Raw genomic sequence first — 19,575 nt, 5'->3', positions numbered from 1 at the left:
GAACATGCCTCGAATCCCCCCGGCCTGGCGGCGACGCGCCGCGGCCGCTGCCGCCCTGCTGGTGCTGGGCGGCGCCACCCTGGCGCTGCAGGCGCAGGGCAGCGACGACGATCCTCGCGGCGAGCGCACCGGCGGCGCCACCACCGTGTTCGCCGACGGGCGCAACGCCTTCTCCTTCCCCGCTGCCAACCTGGCCGATGAAGAGCGCACTCGCTTCGCCATCGGCAATTCCTTCTTCCGCCGCAACTGGGTCGAGGCGCCGGCCTCCACCACCGCTCGCGACGGGCTGGGGCCGCACTTCATCGCGCGCTCCTGCGGCGGCTGCCATGTGCAGGACGGACGCGGTGCGCCGCCTGACCTGCGGCGCGGCCTGGGCGAGCAGCCGGTGGCCTTGCTGATGCGGCTGTCGGTACCCGGCCGCAACGAGCATGGCGGCCCGCAGCCGGACCCGGTCTATGGCGATCAACTGAACAATGCCGCCGTGCAGGGCGTCCAGCCCGAGGCGCAGGTGGCGATCCGCTACACGCCGGTGCAGGGCCGCTTCGCCGACGGCACCCGCTACACGCTGCAGCAGCCTCACTACCGGCTGCGGGACCTGGCCTACGGCCCGACTGCCGAGGGCCTGATGTTGAGCCCGCGCATTGCGCCCCAGGTCATCGGCGTGGGCCTCATCGAGGCGATCGACGAGGCGGACATCCTCGCCAATGCCCGCGAGCAGGCGGCGGCCGGCGGCCCGATCAAGGGCCAGCCGAACCGGGTCTGGGACGCGCCGTCGCAGCAGCTGCGCATCGGCCGCTTCGGCTGGAAGGCCAATGTCGCCACCATTGCCCACCAGACGGCTGCGGCCTTCCTGGGCGACATGGGCATCACCTCGTCCCTTTTCCCCGACGAGGCCTGTTCGCAAACCCAGACCGACTGCCGCCACGCCCCCCGCGGCGCCAAGGGCGAGGGCCCGGAGATCGACGACAAGACGCTGCACGACGTCGTCTTCTACCAGGCCACGCTGGCACCGCCCGCGCGACGCAAGGCGGATGACCGGCAAGTGGTGCGTGGCCAGAAGCTGTTCCATGAGGCCCAGTGCGCAAGCTGCCACCGGCCCAGCTATGTGACGGGCAGCAGCCCGTTCCCGTCGCTCGGCAGCACGGCGCTGCAAGGCCAGAGGATCTGGCCCTACACCGACCTGCTGCTGCACGACATGGGCCCCGGCCTGGCAGACGGCCGGCCCGACTTCGAGGCCGGCGGCCGGCAGTGGAAAACGCCGCCGCTGTGGGGCATCGGACTGATCCGGGACGTCAACGGGCACCAGCGCCTGCTGCACGACGGCCGGGCGCGTGGGGTGCTGGAGGCCATCCTCTGGCACGGCGGTGAAGCACAGGCAAGCCGCGACCGGGTCCTGAAGCTCAGCCGCGAGGACCGCGCGGCGCTGGTCAACTTCGTGGAGTCGCTGTGATGAGAGCCCTGCTGACGGCGGCCGCCCTGGCCGTGCTTGGCACCACCCTGCCGAATGCTGCGCTCGCCCAGGCGGCGCGCCCCATCGTTGCGGTGCCCTACTACACCGCGGTGTCCTTCATGCAGGGGTTGAACGAGCATTGGTATGCGCCGCGCTCGGAGGAATTCGCCCGCCAGAGCGCGCAGCTGCAGCCTGCCGTCCATGCCCTGTGCGAGGCCGCACCGAACGCCGCCCCAGCTGCCTTGCAGACGGCGCGAGCGCGGTGGCGCGACAGTGCCCTGGCCTGGGACCGGCTCTCGGGCGTCGCGGCAGGTGCCCTGCTGGCCCGCCGCTCGGCGCGCCAGATTGACTTCACGCCCACGCGGCCCGAGCTGATCGAGAAGGCCATCGCGCGGGCACCGGAAGGTGCCGCTGGCATGGAGCGCATCGGCACGCCAGCCAAGGGATTGCCGGCGCTCGAATGGCTGCTGTGGCAGTCGCGGCTGGCACCCGCCACGCCGGCTTGCCGCTATGCCGAGGAGGTGGCTGCCGATATTGCGCGCGAGGCGGACGCCCTGGCGCGCGCCTACCGCGAGGCGGTCGCCACGCCGGACGAAGCGGAGCAGGCGTCCGCCGCGATGGCGGAAGTCGTCAATCAGTGGGTGGGCGGCATCGAGCGCCTGCGCTGGCAAGACCTGGAGCGTCCGGTGCGCAGCGCCGGCCAGGGCGGCCGGCAGGCCGCGCAGTTCCCGCGTGCATTGAGCGGTGCCACTCGCCAGAGCTGGCAGGCCCGCTGGGAGGCCGTGGCCACGCTGTCGGCCGCGCCGTCTGGCAGCACGGCGCCGCAGCCAGGCAAGGGCCTGGTGCCGATCGAAACCTACCTGCGCGGGCGCGGCTTGAACGACGTGGCCGACCGCCTCGCGGCTGGCGTGGGGCAGGCCGATCAGGCCCTGCGCCAGGCCGGCCCCCAGGCGCCGGCTGGTGTGCTGGCCGCGGCCAGGACGCTGGGCGCGCTCAAGCGGCTGGCGGAAGGCAGCGCAGCGCCGGCGCTCGAAGTGAGCATCGGCTTCTCGGACGCCGACGGAGACTGAGGCGATGTGGAAGCGACGCGACTGGATGGTCGCCGCCCTCGCCCTGGCGGCCGGTAGCGTGGAAGCCCGCCGCCTTACCGAGCCCGCACCGCGGCTCGCCGCCACCTGGGCCACCGACGACGGCCACCAGGTCGGCATCGTCGGGCTGGCCGGCAGCACCGCGGTGATCGAAGCGCGGCTCGATGTGCCGACCCGGGCCCATGGGCTGTGGGCCGAAGCCGGCGGCACGCTGCTGACGGTGGCCAGGCGCCCCGGCGACTGGCTGCTGCGCTGGCGGCGCGACGGACGTGCGCTGGCCTGGGCCTGGATCGAGCCGGACCGCGCCTTCAACGGCCATGTGCTGGCCAGCCCTGACGGCCGCACCCTGTACACGACGGAAAGCGACTTGCAGAGTGGCCAAGGGCTGATCGGCGTGCGCGACGCCGCCAGCCTGCAAAAGCGCGCCGAGTGGCCCACCCATGGCTGCGACCCGCATGAGCTGCTGTGGGACCGTGACGGCCGCCTGGTCGTGGCCAACGGCGGCATCGCCACCCGCCCGGAGACCGGGCGGCAGAAGCTCGATCTGGCGCACATGGACTCCTCGCTGGTGCGTCTGGAGCCGGCGCGCGGCGAGTTGCTCTCGCAATGGCGGCTGGACGACCAGCGCCTCAGCCTGCGCCATCTGGCCCGCCTCGACGACGGCCGCTTCGGCATTGCGCTGCAGGCGGAGCACGACGAAGCCGGACGCAAGCAGGCGGCGCCCGTGCTCGCCCTGTTCGACGGGCGCAGCCTGCGCACGGCCGACGTGCCCGACGGCAGCCCGCTGCAGGGCTATGGCGGTGACATCGCCGCCTGGGACGACGGCTTTGCCGTCAGCTGTCCTCGTGCCGCCTGCGTGGCGCTGTGGCGACATGACGGCCGCTTCGCCGGGCGGCTCGCGCTGGACGAGGCCTGTGCGCTGGCCAGCCGCCGCGGCCGGCTCTGGACCGGCGGACGCGAGGCGGTGCTCGACCTGCACACCGCCCAGCTCGGGCAACCCAGCGCGCGGCCACTGGGCGAAGCGCTGCGCCTGGACAACCACTGGGTGCCGCTGCCGGCGCGCTGAGCCGCCACCCGATCACGGGGCATGGCCGAAGCCGGCCGGAGAGGCCGGGAACGCCGGCTGCCACGCCATGGCAATGGAGAACCACCTGCCCGTTCCGCCCGACGCCCGCCCGGGCATCAGCAGTCCGCTGCAATCGGAGCAGCTGCCGCTGCTGTATCGCTGGCGCCCGGCCCTGCCGGCCTCCACCCGGCGTCCGCTGGTGATCCTGCTGCACGGCGCCGGCGGCGACGAGATGAGCCTGGCCCCGCTGCTGGAGGTGCTGCCCCGCGACATCCATGTGGCCCTGCCCCGGGCGCCCGTGATCGCGCCGCAGGGCGGCTTTGCCTGGTACATGCTGGCAGAGACACCGCACGGCCTGCGGCCCGACGCGGACCAGGCGGAAGCCGCCCGTGTGCAGTTGCTCCAGTTCATCGGCCAGCTGCGCCTGGCCCATCCCTTCGACGCCCGCCAGGTCTATGCCGCGGGCTTCAGCCAGGGCGCGGTGCTGGCCGCCAGCCTGGGTCTGACCCGCCCGGACAAGGTGGCCGGCATTGCCATCCTCTGTGGGCGCATCCTCTCCCAGGTGAAGTGGCAGCTCGCACCCGACTCGCAGTTGTCGCGCCTGCATGCCTTCCTTGCACATGGAGGGGCGGACGAGGTGATCCCGTCCCAGTTCGCGGTCGATGCCATGCACACGCTGGCAGAACATCGCGTCAGGCTGCTGTACCGGGACTACCCCGGCGGGCATGAAATTTCGGCCCAAATGGCCCGCGACTTCGCTGACTGGGTGGCACAACGGACCGCCCTGGCCTATCTCCAGGCCGACCACTGAAGCCAGCCCGCCGGGGCGGCCACGGTCGCCCTGTGTGGGCACGCCTGGTGCTCGATGCGTGTCATGGGCATCCCGCCGGCGCCTCGCCGGTCCTCGGAAGCCCAAGGCCACTGCCCGCCCTCGCGCTACACGGTGTTGCAAGTAGCGCCTCCTTCGGCCACCGCCGAAGGCGCCGGGCTCCTCCTCCATTGAATTGAAAGGAATGCCGACATGGACACCAGGAAGACCTTGCTTGCCACCGCCGTCCTCGCCTGCCTCACGACCGGGGCCGCCCTCGCGCAAAGCAGTCCAGCCGACCCCGCCAGCCCGCCACTCAGCGGAACCCAACAGAACATCGGCAACTCGCAGGGCAACGCATCCCAGACCGGCGCGCAAGCCACCGAAGATGCCGGCGGGAGCCGGTCCCGCCATTCGCACCCGGCAGGCGACACGTCACCCGACGGCCGCACCGGGGACTTCAACATCAGCCCGTCCTCGAACCTGCAGGGCCCGGTCGGCGAAGGCGAGGCCACTCAATGGTGGCCCGGCAAGGACAGCGACTCGAACGCGAGCACGCAGGAACGCTGAAGTCGTCCCGCCGGCCGATTGCAGGAAGGCAGGTCGCGGCAGACGGCGGCGGCACACACCGCCGTTCCGCTTCGTGACGTTGCCCGCCCCGACCGGCATGCGCCGGGCGCTGCGGTGCCGGCCGCTTCGAGACGGCAACGCCGGCCACGATCGGCCGGCGTTGCTTCAATGCACCGAGCGCTGCTCGGCGCCTGCCTGGCCAGCGGCGCGTTGCCACTGGTTGGCCTGCGACAACCATTGGTCCCAGGCCGACGTGGCCCAGCTGAGGGCGCTGCGCGCGGCGTCCGGCGCCGGCCAGGCCACGCCGTTGCCGCCCCAGGCACGGGTGGATTCGCCCACCGCGCCCTGCGCCGCAGAGGCACCCCGGCCGGCCCACTGTTGTGCCGAGCTGAGGGCGGCCTTCTGCAGGTCGCCCAGCGCCGCGGCCGCCGTGCTGGCCGCCTCCGCACGGGTGCGGTGGGCGGCGTCGAAGCAGCTGGTCCAGTACTGCAGCGCGCTTTCGGCGTGGGAGCGCAGCAACTGCGCCTGCAGCCCAAACAGGTCGCCGACGTCACGCGCCTGGCTGAGCCGGGTCTGCGCCTCCTGGTAGCGCTGCTCGGCCTGCTGGCCCGCCTCCAGTTGCACCTGGCGCAGCGCCTGCGCGCCCTTCACCAAGGACTGCGCCAGCGCCAGGCCAGCGCCCAGTTGCGCCTTGCCAAGCTCGGCCCATTGGTCCAGCGCGGCGCTGGTGCCAGCGCTCAGCCGCTGCTCGACCTTCGAGGCCTGGCCGGCCGCCTGTTCCGCGGCCTGGCTGGTGGCAGCGCTGGCTGCCTGCGCGGTTTGCGCGGCCGCTGCGGCGATATCGGAGGTAGCGGGAGTTTTCATCTTGATTCTCCTGAGTCGAGAGAGGAAGTGAGAAGAGTGGGAGCAAGACAAGCACCCGGGGCGGCGGCCACCGCCCCCGGCAGAGGAAGGGGGATTGGGCGAGGTGTAGCGGCGTGAGTCAACGAAAAGCCCGGGCACGTCGTGGGCATGCTCCTCCCGAAATGTGACAAGCCGATGCCGCCTCGGCCACTGACCAGTGATTGGCAGGCCCGGCCACCCCGCTCGAACGACGGGGGTTTCAGTGCAGGCGCTGCTCGCCGCCCTGGCCGGCCCAGGCGTACCAGGGAGCCCACCATTGCTGCCAGTCCCCCATGCCTCGCCATCCCAGGGTCCACAGTTCACGCGCAGCTTCCTGGAAGGGCTGGGGCGGCACGGTGCCGGCCATCAACTTGTTCGAGTCTTCATCGACAGAGTCGTCGGGGCGCGGCGCCAGGGGGGCATTGGGATACCACCATTGCAAGGGTGTCAGCCAGATCATCGCCTGGGCCTCGACCCAGGCTGCGCTGGTGCGCTCGGCAGCGTCCACCGCCGAGCGGCTGCAGGCGTCGAAGAGCTGCATCCAGTCCGCCACCGGACCCGGCTCGCCGGCGGAATGCAGCATGCGGGGAATCACGTCGGTCGCCGTCTGCTGCGCCTGGATGTGGGACTTGGTGCTCATGCGTCGCTCCTGAAAAGGGGAAGAGGCCACCTCGGCGGTCGGACCGTCCAACATACGCGGCGGCTCCCACTGCATGCAAGCGCGGCGGCAATTCCTGACGCCGTCGTGCAGGCACTTCCCGGCGACTCAGGCGCTCTCGCGCACCACCACCTGGTAGCCCAGCCGCACGCAGCTGGCGGCGGGCGACTCGCCGCGCATCAGTTGCAAGAGCATGCGGGCCCCTGCCTCGCCCACCTCGTAGCGAGGCGTGCGCACGGTCGTCAACGGCGGAATCATCTGGTCGCTGCCGGCCAGGTCGTTGAACCCCGCCACTGCCAGCTGCCCCGGCACTGCCACACCGAGGCGGTGGGCCGCCAGCAGGCCCCCCTGCGCAAGGTCGTCATTGCAGAAGAAGACGGCGCCCACGTCGCTGCGTGTCTGCACCAGCTCCTCGAACAGGCGAGCACCGAGCGCGATCGACGAATGCTCGGGGCACAGCAACTCCAGCCGCGCGTCGTACAGGCCGGCGCGGCGCATTGCGCGGCGGTAGCCCTCGGCCCGCTGCAGCGTACGCGGATCCAGCTGGGCGGCGACGAAGGCGATGCGCCGGTGGCCCCGCGCCAGCAGGTGCTCGGTGATCGCCATGCCGGCTTCCAGCTGGGAGAAGCCGGCGCAATAGACCCCTGGCGCGTCGGTGGCCTCCATCAGGTGCACGCATGGCAGGCCGCTCGCATGGATCAGCTGGCGGGCGCCCTCGGTGCGGTCGAACCCGGTGACCAGCAGTCCGGCCGGCCGATGCGCCAGGTAGCTGCGCAGCAACTGCTCCTCTTCCTGCGGGTCGTAGTGGGTGACACCGATCAGGGCCTGATAGCCAGCCGGAAAGAGCGTGCGATGCACCGCCTCCAGCAGGTCCACGAACAAGGCGTTGGACAGCAGCGGAACCAGCACCGCCACCTGGGTGCTGCGGGACGAGGCGAGCGCCCGGGCCGCCGGGTCGGGCACATACCCGAGCCGCTGCACGGCCGCCTCGACCCGGGCCGTCAGCTCGGCGCCCACCCCTCGTTCCTTGCGCAGGGCCCGTGAGGCGGTAATGGGGCTCACCCCCGCCTCGCGAGCCACGTCCTGCAAAGTGACCCGGCCGCTGGAGCGGCGGCGGCGCGTCGGTTCGTTCATCCTCGGGTTATCCCTATTCGTTTTTCGACAATGCGGCTTAGGATAGCGCTACCCATTGACCCAGGCAACGGCCTGCATCGCGCAGCGGACTGACGGTGGCCTACCTCGTCCGGTGCGACGGGCTTTATTTTTGCCCGCCTGTTCAGGCGGTTTTTTAGGACGATGATGGATAGCGCTACCCAATCTGCTTTCCCTGCCCGCGCGCTGGTCGTGATGGGGGTGGCCGGTTGCGGCAAGTCCAGCGTGGGCGAGGCGGTGGCCCGCCGGCTTGGCTGGCCGCTGCTGGAAGGCGATGACTTCCATTCCCCGGAGAGCGTTGCCAAGATGCGCGCCGGCATTCCGCTCGCGGATGCCGACCGCGAAGGCTGGCTGGCGCGCCTTGGCGCCCAGCTGGCGGCCCACCCGGCAGGCGCGGTGCTGACGTGTTCGGCACTCAGACAGCGCTACCGCGACCTGCTTCGCGCAGCCGCCCCCGGCCTCTGCTTCGCCTTCCTCGATCTGGACGAGGCCACCGCATATCGCCGCGTTGCGGCCCGTCCCGATCATCTCTTCCCGCCCAGCCTGGTGGCGAGCCAGTTCGCCACGCTCGAATCGCCGGTGGGCGAGCCCGGGGTGCTGCGGCTCGATGCCACCGCGGCCATCGACAAGCTGGCCGACCAGGTGGTCGTCTGGTTGCGGCCCGGCCATCGGGGCGCTGCCACCGCACGCTGAGTTCCTGCTGGAAAGACAAGCACATGAGACTTGCTGCAATCCGCCGCTTCATCGCGGCAGCCACGGCGCCACTGCGGCGACTCGCGGAGGGCGCCATGGCGCTGGGCCTGGCCGGCATGGTGCTGGCGGTCTTCGTCAACGTGGTGCTGCGCTACGGGTTCGACACCGGCATCGTGTTCTATGAGGAGCTGTCGCGGCTCTTGTTCGTCTGGCTGGTCTGCATCGGCGCGGTGCTGGCCTCCGGCGAGCGCAAGCACCTCGGCTTCGAGATGCTGACCACCCGCCTGCGCGGGCTGCCGGCTCGCGTGTGCCTGTGGATCAGCCGGCTCGGCATTGCCTACATCCTGGTGCTGGTGGCGCAGGGATCTTGGCAGCAGGTACAGGCCGGCATGAACAGCTTCAGCACCGTCATCGGCTATCCGCTGGCCCTGGCCGCGGCTGCCACCCTGGTGATGGCCGTCGGCATGCTGGCCGTGCTGCTGGTGCAGTCGCTGCCCGGCGGGCAGGACGACGAGCCCCCGCACAACGACACCGCCGTGGAGTGAGCCGACCATGCTCGTGACCGTCATCTTCCTGGTCGTGCTGATTGCCTCGATGCTGATCGGCATGCCCATCGCCCACGCCCTGGTGCTGACCGGCGTGGTGCTGATGTACCACCTCGATTTCTTCGATGCCCAACTGCTGGCGCAGAACCTGCAGGCCGGCTTCGACAGCTTCCCCTTGCTGGCAGTGCCCTTCTTCATCCTTGCCGGCGAGCTGATGAATGCCGGCGGGCTGAGCCGCCGCATCATCGAGCTGGCGCGCACCTTCGTCGGCCATATCCGCGGCGGGCTGGGCTTCGTGGCGATCGGTGCGGCCATCCTGCTGGCGTCGATGAGCGGCTCGGCCATCGCGGACACCGCGGCGCTGGCCACCATCCTGCTGCCCATGATGCGCCAGCAGCAGTACCCGGACAGCTATGGCGCCGGCCTGCTGGCCTCGGGCGGCATCATTGCGCCGATCATCCCGCCGTCGATGCCCTTCGTGATCTACGGCGTCACGACCAACACGTCGATCAGCAAGCTGTTCCTTGCCGGTGTCTTTCCCGGGCTGATGATGGGCCTGTTCCTGGTGGCCGCCTGGTGGGGCATCGCCCGCAAGCACCAACTGGCTGCCATGCCCCGCATCGGCTGGGGCGAGCGTGGCCGCGCGCTGCTGCGCAGCCTGTGGGCCCTGATGATGCCGGTGATCATCCTCGGTGGGCTGAAGGGCGGCATCTTCACGCCGACCGAAGCCGCCGTGGTGGCCGCGGTGTACGCGCTGCTGGTGTCGGTGTTCGTCTACCGCGAGCTGGACTTCAAGGGCGTCTGGCACGTGCTGGTGGCGGCGAGCAAGACCACCGCCATCGTGATGTTCCTGTGTGGCGCGGCCACCGTGACCGCCTACATGATCACGCTGGCCGACCTGCCCAACGAGCTGGCACAGAGCTTCGCGCCGGTGATGGGCAACCCGATGCTGTTCATGGCGCTGATGATGCTGTTCCTGCTGCTGGTCGGCACCGCGATGGACCTGACGCCCACCATCCTGATCTTTGCGCCGGTGTGCGCGCCGCTGGCGGTGAAGGCCGGGATCGACCCCGTCTACTTCGGCTTCATGTTCATCTATGTCGGCTGCCTGGGGCTGATCACCCCGCCGGTGGGCACGGTGCAGAACGTCGTGGCCGGTGTCGGCCGCCTGCGCATGGAGACCGTCATCCGCGGCACCACGCCCTTCCTGCTGATGTATTTCGTGCTGCTGGTGCTGTTCATCGCCCTGCCGCAGCTCATCCTGACCCCCTTGAAGTGGATCCAGTGAGGTCCACCGCTGTTCCCGCCCCCTGAAGGAGATGCAAGCCATGAAGCTCAAACAACTGGTCGCCGCGCTCGGCCTTGCCCTGGTCGCCGCCGGCGCCGCACAGGCGCAGGACTTCAAGCCGCGCATGATCCGATTCGGCTACGGCCTCAACGAACAGTCCAACCAGGGACGGGCGGTCAAGCTCTTCGCTCAGGAGGTCGAGCGGGCCTCGGGCGGGAAGATGAAAGTGCGGGCGATCGGCTCGGCCGCCCTCGGCTCCGATGTGCAGATGCAGCAGGCCTTGATCGGCGGCGCGCAGGAGATGATGGTGGGCTCCACCGCCACCCTGGTGGGCATCACCAAGGAAATGGCGATCTGGGACACGCCTTTCCTGTTCAACAACACCCGGGAGGCCGATGCGGTGCTAGACGGCCCGGTGGGCCAGAAGGTGATGGCCAAGCTGCACGAAAAGGGCCTGGTCGGCCTGGTCTACTGGGAAAACGGCTTCCGCAACCTGACCAACAACAAGCAGCCGGTGGCCAAGCTGGAGGACCTGAACGGCATCAAGCTGCGGGTGATGCAGAACAACGTCTTCCTCGACAGTTTCAAGACCCTGGGCGCCAACGCGGTGCCGCTGCCGTTCTCGGAGCTGTTCACGGCGCTGGAGACCAAGGCGGTGGACGGCCAGGAGAACCCCTACAACACCATCCTGTCGAGCAAGTTCTATGAGGTGCAGAAGTACCTCACGGTCACCAACCACGTCTACAGCCCGTGGATCGTGCTGGTCAGCAAGAAGTACTGGGACGGCCTCTCGCCGGCCGAGCGCAACGTGCTGCTGGCGGCCGCCAAGAAGAGCCGCGACTTCGAGCGCAAGGACACCCGCGAGGAAGCCACCAAGGCGCTGGCAGAGCTGAAGGCCAAGGGCATGCAGATCAACGAGCTGTCCCCGGCCGAGGCCGCCCGCATGCGGGACCGCCTCACGCGCGTGAACGCCGGCCTCGCCTCCAGCGTCGGCATGGACCTGTGGAACGAGGTGCAGGCCGAGGTGGCCAAGCTGCGCGGCTCGAAGTGAGACTGGCCGGCCGACGCGCCGCCCGAGTGAGGGCGCAAGGCAGGCACCCGGCCGATGCGCCCGCCTGCGCCAGCAGGGGAGCCACCTCGCGATGCACCCCGGCCTGTCTCCTTCCCCTTCGCCCCCTGCCGCCCGGCACGGCACCGCCCTGCGGGCCGCTTCCGGTCAGCCTGCTGCCTCTACCCGCACCGGCACACCACTGAGCACCGCGTTGCCGGACAGCGGGTCCCGCCGACCCTCGTCCAGCACCGCGTTCAGGTTGGCGCCAGGCCGCTCGGCTGCCACCCGCAGCCGCGTGCCAGGCAGGTCGTGCCCCCAGCCATGCGGCAGGCTCACCACACCCGGCATCATCTCGTCGCTGACCTGCACCGGCGCCTGCACCGCGCGGCCGTCGTCGGCGATCAGGCGGGCCAGGCCGCCATCGCGCAAGCCCAGCCGGGTGGCGTCCTGAGGATGGACCAGCAGCGTGCAGCGCACCGGCCCCTTGGCCAGCACGGGCAGGTTGTGCATCCAGCTGTTGTTGGAGCGCACCTGCCGGCGGCCGACCAACAGCAAGGGCGGCACCGGCCGCTCCAGGTCACCAGTGACGCGGCTCAGGTCGCCCAGCAGCAGCGGCGGGGCCAACTCGATGCGACCCGACGGGGTGCGCAGCACCTCCGGCACCCGGGACTGCAAGGGACCAAGGTCGATGCCGCCGGGTGCCGCCAGCAGCGTCGCCAGCGTCAATCCACCCGGCCGTGTCCCGAAGCCGTCGCCATACGGCCCGCTGCGCAGGGCCAGGTCCAACTGCCGCTGCGGGCCGCGCCAGGACGAGACCGCCTCGAACACCGCCTGCGCCTGCGGGCCGGCCTGCTTGTGCAACTGCTCCAGCGTCTGCCGGTCGTCCAGTGCGTCGAGGTCGGCATCGGCACCCAGTCCCTGCACGATGGCGGCCAGCCGTAGCAAGAGCCGCCATTCGGGGGGCTGGCCGGCCGGCGGGTCAAACACCGGCTGGCTGTAGCGCGCATGGTTGCGCCAAGACAACTGCGGAAAGGCCACGTCGTAGTGAGCTTCCTCCAACGGCGACAAGCCCGGCAGGATGACGTCGGCATGCCGTGTCGTCTCGTTCAGGTAGATGTCGATGCTCACCATGAATTCGAGCGTGTCCAGGGCTGCGGCCAGGCGCGCACCATGGGGGGCCGACAACACCGGGTTGCTCGCGATGGAGATAAGCGCCCGCACCTGCCCCTCGCCCGGCGTGGCGATCTCCTCGGCCAGGCAGGTGAGTGGCAGCTCGCCGTACACCTCCGGTGCACCGCTGACCCGGCTGTGGTGCCGGCCCACCACCACCCCGCGCCCCCGGCCTGGCGCGCCGGCCGTGTTGGCCGCGAAGGCAGCGGCTTTCGGAAACAACGCGCCGCCCGGCTCGTCGAGGCGGCCGGTCAGCACATTGAGCACATCGATCAACCAGCTCGCCAACGTGCCGTACTCCTGCGTGCAGGTGCCGATGCGGCCATAGACCGCTGCTCGGGGTGCCGTCGCCAGCGTTCTGGCCAGGCGGCGTATCGACTCGGCGGCCAGGCCGCAACGCTGGGCGACCTGCTCGGCCGCGAAGCCGGCCACCGCAGCGCGCAGCTCGTCCAGTCCCGCCACATGCGAAGCCAGCCGGCCCAGCCGCACCAGGCCTTCCTCGAACAGGGTGTGCACCATGCCAAGCAGGAGGAAGACGTCGCCACCGGGGCGAATGAAGAGGTGTTCGTCCGCCAGCGCCGCGGTCTCGCTGCGGCGCGGGTCCACCACCACCAGCCGCCCGCCGCGCGCCTGCATCGCCCGGGCCTTGCCACGGAAATCGGGCACGGTCCACAGGCTCCCGTTCGAGGCCACCGGGTTGGCTCCCAGCATCAACAGGAAGTCGCAGCGCTCGATGTCGGGCACCGGAATCGACAGCCAGTGGCCGAACATCAGCCCACAGGCCAGCTGCTTGGGCATCTGGTCCAGGGTCGAGGCAGAGTAGACCTGACGGCTGCCCAGCGCCCGCGCCAGACGCGGGAAGTACAGCATCAAGCCCATCTTGTGGACCGAGGGGTTGCCCAGCACGAGCGCCGCCGCATCACGGCCATGGCGCTCCAGCAGCGGCGGCAGGCGCCGCTCGATCTCGGCGAAGGCCTCGTCCCAGCTCACCTCGACAAAGCGCCCCTGCCGCTTGAGCAGCGGCATGCGCAGGCGGTCTGGGTCCTCATGCAGGTCTTTCAGCGCGACGCCCTTGGGGCACAGGTAACCGGCGCTGAAGATGTCGGCCGCATGGCCACGCACCGCCTTCACGCGACCGTCGGCCACCGTCAGCTCCAGTCCGCAGCAAGCTTCGCACAGCGGGCAGATGCGATGGACCGTCTTCTCTTGCACTTTGCTTGGATACATGCGGGTTCCCTTCGGATCGGGTGGATCGCCAGCATGCCGGCGCCGGCCGGCCCGCACCATGACGTGCGAGGTCAAGCCCACGCGGCAGCGGCCGCCAGTCGCCGATGGTGACTCGGCCGGCGCCGCGCGCCAGTCACGCATGAGACAGCCGCTCCCGTCGGTGCGCCAGAGAGCGCCCGGTATCGGGCGCGCCATGCCGGGGCCGCGCGCCGCGAGTTCGGCCTCGGCATACCCACCACCCGGCACCGGCTGCACCGGGCCCGCGAGTGGGCCCGGAGGCCAGGCTGGCTGGCTACGGGCCGGAGGTCGATGGCCCGGGGCGCCTCAAGGCTGGCCGTGGAAGGCGGCCGGCGGCTGCGGCGACGCCGGCCGCTCGTGCACCACCAGCTCCCGCAGTGACGACAACGCCAGCGCCAGGAAGGCCACCGCGCAGGCCCGGTAGGTCAGCCGGGCCCAGTGCTGGCCGACGCTGCGGAACACCCGATCCACCAGTGCCGCGCAGATGAAGCACCACAGGATCGAGGACAGCATGAAGCCGGCGAAGAACACCCCGTAGTGCGCCGCAGTGGGCCGGGCGACGCCAACCGCCCCCATGGCACTGCCGAGCGCGGCCCAGTACGCGACATTCTGCGGATTGGTGACCGACAGCAGCACCCCGGCCCTCAAGGCACGCCGCCCCTCGGTCGGCATGCCCCCGGCCTGCAGGGCGAACTCCTGATTGGCCGCCCGCCAGGCATCCCAGGCGAGCCAGGCCAGGTACAGCACGCCCGCCACGCCGATGGGCAGGCGCAGCGCTGGGCTTTGCACGAGCAGGCCCACCCCGGCCAGCCCCAACACCGCCCACAAGGCATCCCCCACCAGCGAGCCCACCTGCACCGCGAAGGCCGGCCGGAAACCGCCTCGCACCCCCTGGCGCACGGTTTCGGCAAACACCGCACCGGGCGCCGCATTGAAGAGGAAGCCCAGCACGACGGCAGCGGCAAACAAGCTCAGCATGGATGACTCGGCGCAAGAAGAGAACGAGCGGCGGAAAGCAGAAGCCGTGCCGCAGGGCCAGCCGCCACGGGGCCCCTGACGCCGGCTGGCGCCGCGGCCATCGCAGGAATGAGCGGCGGAGGCTGCCCGTGTTCAGGCATCCCCTTCGGCGTCGTCGGGATCGGCCTCGAACAGGGCCTGGCATTCGTCGAGCAGGGCGTGCAGTTGCACCACCCGATCCGGGCCCAGCTTCTCGTTGAGCGCCAGTTGCGCCTGCTTCCAGGCCCGCTGCCCTTCGATCCGCTTGGCATGGCCCGCCTCGGTGGCCGCCACCAGCCGGCTGCGCGCGTCGGCGCCCGGGCCGAGTGCCACCCAACCGCGCGCCACCAGCGGCTGCAGGTTGCGCGTGAGGGTCGAGGGGTCAACCTTGAGATGCGCGGCCAACGCCGATGGCTTCATCGGCCCGTGCAGCACCAACTGGGACAGCAGCGAATACTGCGTCCCTTTCAGACCGGTGGCACCCACCACTGCGTCGTAGTGCCGGCTCACTGCACGGGTGAGCTGGCGCAGCTTCAGGTTGGTGCAGCCGCGCGGCACCGAGGCGGTGCGGGCCGGCTCCGGATTGGTGCTAGCGCCGGTGCCGGGGCGGTTTTTCAACATGCTATATATTGTAGGCACAACAATTGTTATTACAACAATTCATTGAAGGAGTGAAGCATGAATGTCGCCGCCACGGTCAATGAGACGCTGGCCGCATGGCAAGCCCGCGAAGAGGACGTGCGCAGCCGGCTGTTGGCACCCGGGCTGAGCCGGCTGGAACAGGTACAGGGCAAGACCGGCCTGGAGGTGTTCCAGGCCATGCTGAATGGCGAACTGCCGCCCGCCCCGATCGCGCAGACGCTCGACTTCCTGCTGGTCGAGGCCGAGCATGGGCGTGTCGCCTTCCAGGGCCGGCCGCAGTTCAAGCACTACAACCCGCTGGGCAGCGTGCATGGCGGCTGGATCGCAACGCTGCTTGATTCGGCGGTGGCCTGCGCGGTGCATTCCACGCTGCCCGTGGGCAAGACCTACACCACGGTGGAGTTGAAGATCAACTACGTCAAGGCGCTCACCGAAAAGGTGCCGCTGGTGCGGGCCGAAGGCCGGGTCATCCATGCCGGCCAGCGCATGGGCACCGCCGAAGGCCGGCTCTGCGGCCCCGATGGCACGCTCTACGCGCATGCATCGACGACCTGCTTTATCCTCGACCTTCCCGGCTCCGCACCGGAGCGCACCCGCAACGACCCGCCATCCCGATGAGACTTCTCCACACCATGCTGCGCGTGGGCAACCTGCAGCGCTCGATCGACTTCTACACCCAGGTCATGGGCATGCAACTGCTGCGCACCACCGACCGCCCGGAACAGCAATACTCGCTCGCCTTCGTTGGCTACGGCTCGAATCCCGAGCATGCGGAGCTCGAACTCACCTACAACTACGGCGTGGAGCAGTACGAGATGGGGACGGCCTACGGCCACATCGCCATCGAAGTGCCCGACGCCTATGCCGCCTGCGAGCGCATTCGCGCCCACGGCGGCCAGGTGACGCGGGAAGCCGGCCCGGTCAAGGGCGGCCACACGGTGATCGCCTTCGTGACCGACCCGGACGGCTACAAGATCGAACTGATCGAACGCAAGCCGGCCTGAACCGGCATGGCGCGGCTCGCCGCGGCGGCAGGGCACCCGGCCTCGTGACCGGCCCTGCACGCCACGGTCCTGCTCAGCCGCGCAGCGCGCTTGCCTCGCGGGCCAGCCGCGTGATGGTCGCCCAGTCGCGGGCCTTCACCGCCTCGGCCGGAGTCAGCCACGAGCCACCGCACACCTTCACGTTCGGCAGGGCCAGGAACTGCCCCGCCGTCTCGGGCGTGATGCCGCCGGTGGGGCAGAAGGACACATCGGCGAACGGCCCGGCAAAGGCCTTGAGCATCGGGATGCCACCGGCCGCGGTCGCCGGGAAGAACTTCAGGAAGTGGTAGCCATCGGCATTGGCCGTCATGACCTCGCTGCCGGTGGCCACGCCGGGCAGCAGCGGCAGGCCCAGCTCCTGGCAGACGCGGCCGATCTCGGGCGTGTAGCCCGGGCTGACCGCGAAGTGGCAGCCGGCATCGCGCACTGCCTTGGCGTCCAGCGCGGTACGCACCGTGCCGGCGCCGACGATGGCGTCCGGCACCGCCTTGGCGATGGCCTCCATGCACTGCAGCGCCACCGGCGTGCGCAGTGTCACCTCCAGCACCCGCACCCCGCCCGCCACCAGTGCTTCGGCGAGCGGGACCGCATCTTCCAGGCGGTCGATGACGATGACGGGGATGACGGGGCCGTGAGCGGCCAGTTCGAGCGTGTTCATGCAGTCCTTTCGTTCTTCGATGGATCAGGGCGTCACAGCCAGGTGCAGGCGCCTTCCTCGGCGCTGAGCACGTTGCGCCGCATGCCGGCAAAGAGGTCGCGCCCCAGCTGGTGGGCATAGACGCCGGACAGCTCGGGCGGGATCGCGGCGACCTCGCGGCCGGCCCATTCAGCGGGGTCGACCAGCGCGTCCAGCGTGCCAGCCACCGCGTCGAGCCGGATCACGTCGCCTGTGCGCACCTTGCCGAGGGGGCCGCCCCCCAGCACCTCGGGACTGACATGGATGGCTGCCGGCACCTTGCCGGAGGCGCCGCTCATGCGGCCGTCCGTCACCAGCGCGACGCGATGGCCCTTGCCCTGCAGCACTGCCAGCGGCGGCGTCAGCTTGTGCAGCTCGGGCATGCCGTTGGAGCGCGGCCCCTGGAAGCGCACCACGGCAATGAAGTCGCGCTCCAGCTCGCCGGCCTTGAAGGCCTCCTGCAAGGCCTCCTGCGTGTCGAACACGATGGCCGGTGCCTCCACCACATGGCGGTCTTCCGGCACGGCGGAGACCTTGATGACCGAGCGACCCAGGTTGCCCTTCAGCAGCTTCAGGCCGCCGGTGGGGCTGAAGGGGGCGTCGGCGGTGCGCACCACCGATTCATCGGCACTGCCTGCCGGCAGCGCCTGCCACTGCAGGCCAGCCTGGCCGAGGGCCGGAACCTGGCCATAAGCGGCCAGGCCGCCCTCGGCGACCGTGGCGACATCGGGGTGCAGGTAGCCATGCTCGAGCAGTTCGCGGATCACGAAACTGGGACCGCCGGCCGCCTGGAAGTGATTGACGTCGGCCGAGCCGTTCGGGTAGACGCGCGTCAGCAGCGGCACCACGCCGGACAGGTCGGAGAAATCGTTCCAGTCGATCATGATGCCGGCCGCGCGGGCCACTGCCACCCAGTGGATCAGGTGGTTGGTGGAGCCGCCGGTGGCCAGCAGTGCGACCATCGCATTGACGATGACGCGCTCATCCACCATCTCGCCGATGGGCGTGAAGCGCCGCGCCTTGATGTTGCGCAGGGCGGTGCGCACCGCCTCGCGCGTGAGCTCCTCGCGCAGCTCGGTATAGGGCGGCACGAAGGCGGCGCCGGGCACATGCAGGCCCATCGCTTCCATCAGCATCTGATTGCTGTTGGCCGTGCCGTAGAAGGTGCAGGTGCCGGGGCCGTGGTAGGCCTGCGACTCGGCTTCCAGCAGCTTGTCGCGGCCGACCAGGCCCTGCGCATACTGCTCGCGCACCTTGGCCTTGTCGCTGTTGGACAGGCCGGTGGACATCGGCCCGCCCGGCACGAACACGCACGGCAGGTGGCCGAAGTGCAAGGCGCCGATCAACAGGCCCGGCACGATCTTGTCGCAGATGCCCAGCAGCAGCGCGGCGTCGAACACGTCGTGCGTCAACGCGATCGCGGTGCTCATCGCAATGGTGTCGCGTGAGAACAGGCTCAGCTCCATGCCGGGCAGGCCCTGCGTGACGCCGTCGCACATGGCCGGCACGCCGCCGGCGACCTGGGCGGTGGCCCCGTTCTTCTGCGCTTCGTCGCGGATGAGGTCGGGATAGCGCTCGTAGGGGTGGTGGGCCGACAGCATGTCGTTGTAGGCCGTCACGATGCCCAGATGGGGCGCGCGCTCGGCCACCACGCGGAACTTCGCCGTGTCAGGCAGGGCCGCAAAGGCGTGCGCGACGTTGGCGCAGCCCATGCGATCGGAGCCGCGCGGCCGGTTGGATGCCTGGGCGACGCGCTCCAGGTAGGCACGGCGGGTCGGTGCGCTGCGCTCGCGGATGCGCTGCGTCACTTCGAGCAGGACGGGTTTCATGCGGGGTGTCGGATTGTTGAGTAGCGATGTAACTTACTGGGCGATTATTAGGTAACCAAGTTACATCGTCAAATCAACTGGAGCCCGCCCCGCCGCTGCCTGGGTCATAGGCGCAGGAGGACGGACGGGCGGCCGTGGGAGACGCGCATTTTCCCGCCCGTGAACGGCACACCGCGCCGTCCTTCAGCGGCCTGCGGGGCCGTTCCTGCGCGCCGGCATCATTGCAGGCGCAACTCGATATGCGGTCCCGGCTGGTCGGCCGGGGCACCGACGGCCGGCGGCAGGATCGCGAGCTGCAGATCCTGCACACCGTTGGCCTGCAGGGTGTGGTGAACCGATTCGGCCTGGCGCAGCGCCAGCTCGCGGTCGCCTTCATCGCGCAGGATGGGCGCGATCAGCACGGTGCGCCCGCTGGTGCGCACCTCCTGCGCTGCCTGGGCCAACAGGTCCAGCGATTCCGACGGCAGGCTCGCATCCGCGCGAAACTGCAGCCGTGCCAGCGGTGGCGGCGGCAGCGTCGCCGCGGCCTCCGGGCCGCCATCGGCGCTGGCGGCCGGGAGATCGGCAGGCGGGCCGGCCCGCTGTACCCAGGCCAGCCCCGCCACGCCCAGCACGGCGGCAGCCAGGCCGGCAACCCACCAACGGCGGCGCGTGGACACACCCTGCTTCATGGAGGACATCCGGCTCGGCTCCCTTGGCAATGTTCAGAAGTGAGCGATCATA

General features: G+C 70.3%; 20 protein-coding genes. 11 read left to right on the top strand and 9 right to left on the bottom strand.

What is annotated here, in order from left to right:
• Positions 1-4: 4 nt before the first annotated feature.
• The 5 genes from N7L95_RS22050 to N7L95_RS22030 all read left to right on the top strand — a co-directional run bounded on the left by N7L95_RS22050 (position 5) and on the right by N7L95_RS22030 (position 4,982).
• The gene (locus tag N7L95_RS22050; protein WP_301257395.1) at positions 5-1,450 is read left to right on the top strand and encodes a di-heme oxidoreductase family protein; all 1,446 of its coding nucleotides are present in this window, start codon (positions 5-7) and stop codon (positions 1,448-1,450) included.
• Positions 1,450-2,520, top strand: coding sequence for an imelysin family protein (locus N7L95_RS22045; protein WP_301257394.1), 1,071 nt, complete (start codon positions 1,450-1,452; stop codon positions 2,518-2,520). The genes N7L95_RS22050 and N7L95_RS22045 overlap by 1 nt, the downstream gene beginning before the upstream one ends.
• Before the next feature lie 4 nt (positions 2,521-2,524).
• The gene (locus N7L95_RS22040) at positions 2,525-3,604 is read left to right on the top strand and encodes a DUF1513 domain-containing protein (RefSeq protein WP_301257393.1); all 1,080 of its coding nucleotides are present in this window, start codon (positions 2,525-2,527) and stop codon (positions 3,602-3,604) included.
• A gap of 67 nt (positions 3,605-3,671) precedes the next feature.
• Positions 3,672-4,415 carry an alpha/beta hydrolase gene (locus N7L95_RS22035; RefSeq protein ID WP_301257392.1) on the top strand — a complete coding sequence of 248 codons (744 nt, stop codon included), beginning with the start codon at positions 3,672-3,674 and terminating at the stop codon, positions 4,413-4,415.
• A 210-nt stretch (positions 4,416-4,625) separates the two neighbouring features.
• Positions 4,626-4,982, top strand: coding sequence for a hypothetical protein (locus tag N7L95_RS22030; RefSeq protein ID WP_301257391.1), 357 nt, complete (start codon positions 4,626-4,628; stop codon positions 4,980-4,982).
• 165 nt (positions 4,983-5,147) lie between these two features.
• Here N7L95_RS22030 and N7L95_RS22025 read toward each other — a convergent pair whose 3' ends face one another.
• The 3 genes from N7L95_RS22025 to gntR all read right to left on the bottom strand — a co-directional run bounded on the left by N7L95_RS22025 (position 5,148) and on the right by gntR (position 7,656).
• The gene (locus tag N7L95_RS22025; protein ID WP_301257390.1) at positions 5,148-5,846 is read right to left on the bottom strand and encodes a phasin family protein; all 699 of its coding nucleotides are present in this window, start codon (positions 5,844-5,846) and stop codon (positions 5,148-5,150) included.
• 238 nt (positions 5,847-6,084) lie between these two features.
• Positions 6,085-6,504: a hypothetical protein gene (locus N7L95_RS22020; RefSeq protein WP_301257389.1), complete on the bottom strand. Its 420-nt coding sequence runs from the start codon at positions 6,502-6,504 to the stop codon at positions 6,085-6,087.
• Between the two features lie 126 nt (positions 6,505-6,630).
• Positions 6,631-7,656, bottom strand: coding sequence for an HTH-type transcriptional regulator GntR (gene gntR / locus N7L95_RS22015; protein ID WP_301257388.1), 1,026 nt, complete (start codon positions 7,654-7,656; stop codon positions 6,631-6,633).
• Between the two features lie 162 nt (positions 7,657-7,818).
• Between gntR and N7L95_RS22010 the strand changes: the two genes are divergently transcribed.
• The 4 genes from N7L95_RS22010 to N7L95_RS21995 are packed head-to-tail and all read left to right on the top strand — an operon-like array spanning position 7,819 to position 11,251.
• Positions 7,819-8,367, top strand: coding sequence for a gluconokinase (locus tag N7L95_RS22010; RefSeq protein WP_301257387.1), 549 nt, complete (start codon positions 7,819-7,821; stop codon positions 8,365-8,367).
• A gap of 23 nt (positions 8,368-8,390) precedes the next feature.
• The gene (locus N7L95_RS22005; protein WP_301257386.1) at positions 8,391-8,912 is read left to right on the top strand and encodes a TRAP transporter small permease; all 522 of its coding nucleotides are present in this window, start codon (positions 8,391-8,393) and stop codon (positions 8,910-8,912) included.
• 7 nt (positions 8,913-8,919) lie between these two features.
• On the top strand, positions 8,920-10,200 hold the full coding sequence (locus N7L95_RS22000) for a TRAP transporter large permease (RefSeq protein ID WP_301257385.1): 1,281 nt from the start codon (positions 8,920-8,922) through the stop codon (positions 10,198-10,200).
• 40 nt (positions 10,201-10,240) lie between these two features.
• Positions 10,241-11,251, top strand: coding sequence for a TRAP transporter substrate-binding protein (locus N7L95_RS21995; protein ID WP_301257384.1), 1,011 nt, complete (start codon positions 10,241-10,243; stop codon positions 11,249-11,251).
• 165 nt (positions 11,252-11,416) lie between these two features.
• Here the strand turns inward: N7L95_RS21995 and N7L95_RS21990 are convergent, their stop codons facing one another.
• The 3 genes from N7L95_RS21990 to N7L95_RS21980 all read right to left on the bottom strand — a co-directional run bounded on the left by N7L95_RS21990 (position 11,417) and on the right by N7L95_RS21980 (position 15,283).
• A complete protein-coding gene (locus tag N7L95_RS21990; RefSeq protein WP_301257383.1) occupies positions 11,417-13,648 on the bottom strand; it encodes a molybdopterin-dependent oxidoreductase in 2,232 nt (743 codons plus the stop codon).
• Positions 13,649-13,972: 324 nt separating this feature from the next.
• The gene (locus tag N7L95_RS21985) at positions 13,973-14,644 is read right to left on the bottom strand and encodes a LysE family transporter (RefSeq protein ID WP_301257382.1); all 672 of its coding nucleotides are present in this window, start codon (positions 14,642-14,644) and stop codon (positions 13,973-13,975) included.
• Between the two features lie 132 nt (positions 14,645-14,776).
• The gene (locus tag N7L95_RS21980; protein WP_301257381.1) at positions 14,777-15,283 is read right to left on the bottom strand and encodes a MarR family winged helix-turn-helix transcriptional regulator; all 507 of its coding nucleotides are present in this window, start codon (positions 15,281-15,283) and stop codon (positions 14,777-14,779) included.
• Between the two features lie 57 nt (positions 15,284-15,340).
• Here N7L95_RS21980 and N7L95_RS21975 point away from each other — a divergent pair, with 57 nt between their 5' ends.
• Positions 15,341-15,922: a PaaI family thioesterase gene (locus tag N7L95_RS21975; RefSeq protein WP_301257380.1), complete on the top strand. Its 582-nt coding sequence runs from the start codon at positions 15,341-15,343 to the stop codon at positions 15,920-15,922.
• The gene (gene gloA, locus N7L95_RS21970; protein ID WP_301257379.1) at positions 15,919-16,308 is read left to right on the top strand and encodes a lactoylglutathione lyase; all 390 of its coding nucleotides are present in this window, start codon (positions 15,919-15,921) and stop codon (positions 16,306-16,308) included. Before N7L95_RS21975 ends, gloA begins: the two co-directional genes overlap by 4 nt.
• A gap of 73 nt (positions 16,309-16,381) precedes the next feature.
• On the opposite strand, the gene N7L95_RS21965 is transcribed toward gloA, so the two are convergent.
• The 3 genes from N7L95_RS21965 to N7L95_RS21955 form a co-directional block, all read right to left on the bottom strand.
• Entirely contained in the window at positions 16,382-17,005 is a 624-nt protein-coding gene (locus tag N7L95_RS21965; protein WP_301257378.1) for a bifunctional 4-hydroxy-2-oxoglutarate aldolase/2-dehydro-3-deoxy-phosphogluconate aldolase, read from the bottom strand.
• A 32-nt stretch (positions 17,006-17,037) separates the two neighbouring features.
• On the bottom strand, positions 17,038-18,852 hold the full coding sequence (edd, locus tag N7L95_RS21960; protein WP_301257377.1) for a phosphogluconate dehydratase: 1,815 nt from the start codon (positions 18,850-18,852) through the stop codon (positions 17,038-17,040).
• 218 nt (positions 18,853-19,070) lie between these two features.
• Positions 19,071-19,532, bottom strand: a complete 462-nt coding sequence (locus N7L95_RS21955; RefSeq protein ID WP_301257376.1) for a hypothetical protein — start codon at positions 19,530-19,532, stop codon at positions 19,071-19,073.
• Positions 19,533-19,575: the final 43 nt, after the last annotated feature.

This window comes from Eleftheria terrae (assembly GCF_030419005.1).
In the GTDB taxonomy this organism is placed as follows: domain Bacteria; phylum Pseudomonadota; class Gammaproteobacteria; order Burkholderiales; family Burkholderiaceae_C; genus Caldimonas; species Caldimonas terrae.
The sequence above is the reverse complement of the archived record's forward strand: the minus strand, read 5'-3'. Positions and strand labels throughout refer to the sequence as shown.